The sequence below is a fragment of the Vibrio sp. RM-69-4 genome, assembly GCF_024743775.1.
Taxonomy (GTDB): domain Bacteria; phylum Pseudomonadota; class Gammaproteobacteria; order Enterobacterales; family Vibrionaceae; genus Vibrio; species Vibrio anguillarum.
Genome location: NZ_JAMQXI010000039.1, coordinates 1 through 1,874, shown reverse-complemented (window position 1 = coordinate 1,874; position 1,874 = coordinate 1). Strand labels below are relative to the sequence as shown.

Annotated in this window: 2 protein-coding genes; both read left to right on the top strand. The window is 37.8% G+C overall.

Annotation, left to right across the window (positions count from 1 at the left end; translation table 11 throughout):
- Positions 1-33: 33 nt before the first annotated feature.
- Positions 34-807: a hypothetical protein gene (locus NB504_RS06390; RefSeq protein ID WP_258428512.1), complete on the top strand. Its 774-nt coding sequence runs from the start codon at positions 34-36 to the stop codon at positions 805-807.
- A 198-nt stretch (positions 808-1,005) separates the two neighbouring features.
- On the top strand, positions 1,006-1,758 hold the full coding sequence (locus NB504_RS06385) for an SDR family oxidoreductase (RefSeq protein ID WP_258428511.1): 753 nt from the start codon (positions 1,006-1,008) through the stop codon (positions 1,756-1,758).
- Positions 1,759-1,874 lie beyond the last annotated feature (116 nt).

The following is a 1,874-nucleotide window of genomic DNA, read 5'->3' as shown; positions in this document are numbered from 1 at the left end:
GCTCAATGATTTTCATCTAGAAATGGTATTAATATGTCTTTTTTTTCAGTTAATCATAAGAAACCATTATTTAAAAATGGTTTGTTTTGGATTTTTACATTATCTCCACTCATCGCTGGAACTTTACTTGGTTTATCTGTCTGGGTTGACTATTGTCTATCTTTTACACCTGAAGCTTATTCAAATTTTCTGAATATTAGTAAGCTCCCACTTGGAGTGATGAGCCTTACTTTTCCTATTTCTGGTGTGTTTATTGTTCATTACACATCAAAACAAAAATCAGAAAATCTATTCATTTTAGAGCTAGATAAATTAGATTCATATATTAATAAATCCGATGAAATTAGGAGTTTGCTAAAAAGCTTGAAGAAGATTGAATGTAACTTATCAGCCTATTGTCGCCACATCAATAAGATTGATAGCAGTAATCTGTACCAAAAGTTGCATGACCATATTTATAAGCCTTGGAATAGTACTTACAATGAAGTTGTTAGATTGAGCCATTTGCATGATATTAAAGGATTTGAAGGAATAGATGGAAGCTTATGGGCGTTTATTAATGGTGCTGGCAGAGTTGATGATGATGATGAATTCTATTCTGAAATGGAAAATCGAACAAAACATGATTTTAGGCTTATAGAATCTCAGCTTTTAGCCCGATGGCATCTTTATCAAATGAATTATATTGATCAGAGAAATGATCTTTGCAAGTTGTATGGGTTATTCGATAAAATAGATAAAAAAGAATATAGTAGTCATCACTTAAAATATGAAAGCTATATTAATGATTATAATAATGAAAAGTAGATAATAAGTTTTATTCTCTACAGAGACTAAATAAACACGCTATAACAAACGGCTCAAGAGGGATTGCCAACGCGTGGCAACTTTAGTGCAAAATTGCAGTTCAGCGTTTAAGTGTGTTTTTTAAGTTCGGCGGTGCGTTGTCAACCCCTTAGCCGGGCGTTATGCATTACATCAAATTCAGCGTTAAAAGGATGAATAATGAGCGTTCAAAAAGTAGTTGTTATTACTGGCGGTAGCCGAGGGATTGGTGCGGCGACAGCAAAACTTTTTGCTCAAAACGGTTTTTCCGTATGCATAAATTACAAATCTAATGCTGAGGCTGCTAATACTCTCGTTGAAGAAATCAAAGCGTTAGGTGGTCATTGTATTGCGGTTCAAGCTGACGTTTCCAAAGAAAGTGATGTTGTTAAACTGTTTGAAACCGTTGACCAAGAGCTTGGTGTTGTTTCTGTTCTTGTCAACAATGCTGGTATCTTAAAGAAGCAGATGCGCTTAGACGAAATGAGTGCAGAGAGGATTAACTCAATTCTCATCAACAATGTGACAGGTTATTTCTTGTGTTGTCGTGAAACAGTGAAACGAATGTCAACTCGTCATGGTGGTTTCGGTGGTGTCATAGTTAATGTTTCTTCGGGAGCCGCTCGAACAGGTTCACCGAATGAATACATCGATTATGCAGCGTCAAAAGGTGCAATTGACACGTTAACAAAAGGTCTGTCGTTGGAAGTTGCCGCGGAAGGTATCAGAGTTAACTGTGTTCGCCCAGGATTGATTTATACCGATATGCACGCTGACGGTGGAGAGCCTGACCGTATAGAACGACTCAAAAATAAAATCCCAATGCAACGTGGTGATTTGCCTGATGAAGTCGCTGAGGCAATTTATTGGTTATCGTCTGAAAAATCATCATTTTCCACGGGTAACTTTCTGGATTTAGCCGGTGGTTTGTAATGCATAACAAACGCCTCAAGAGGGACTGTCAACGCGCGGCGTTTCCTGTCCCACTGAGCCGCGGTGGTTGCAGTTGTTGTGTTTGAGTTTAGTGTTATGCGTTGCCAGCCCCTTAG

What these genes read in the sequence shown, in the direction of transcription:
- NB504_RS06385 (WP_258428511.1), top strand. Translation starts at nt 1,006, where the DNA reads ATGAGCGTTCAAAAAGTAGTTGTTATTACTGGCGGTAGCCGAGGGATT.
- NB504_RS06390 (WP_258428512.1), top strand. Translation starts at nt 34, where the DNA reads ATGTCTTTTTTTTCAGTTAATCATAAGAAACCATTATTTAAAAATGGT.